The sequence below is a fragment of the Telluria sp. AZSoR62 genome (genome assembly GCF_058111565.1).
The window spans coordinates 1-271 of the sequence record NZ_JBYTST010000309.1 but is presented as its reverse complement, the minus strand read 5'-3'; the positions used below and the strand labels follow the sequence as shown (position 1 = coordinate 271).

The following is a 271-nucleotide window of genomic DNA, read 5'->3' as shown; positions in this document are numbered from 1 at the left end:
ATCTTGTGTGAGTGTTCAATTCAGCGATCTGTCTACGCACGGCGTCGACGACCTTGGGGTGCGAGTGTCCCACGCTCGCGACATTGTTGTACATGTCGAGGTACGACGTACCGTCACGATCGTAGAGCCGAAGTCCCTGTGCTCGAACGATTTCCACCGGATTTCGATACATCAACGGCGATGCCGGGCCGAGAACATCTGCTCTACGCCTGATGAGATCTCGTGTCCGCGCGTCGAGTCCTGCAGCGTTTTCGGGCACGTAACCGTTTGC

General features: G+C 56.8%; 1 protein-coding gene. It reads right to left on the bottom strand.

Features of this window, described 5'->3' with window-relative positions:
* On the bottom strand, positions 1-271 hold a 271-nt coding region (locus tag AC3XQU_RS23925; protein ID WP_489876619.1), incomplete at both ends, for an aminotransferase class III-fold pyridoxal phosphate-dependent enzyme.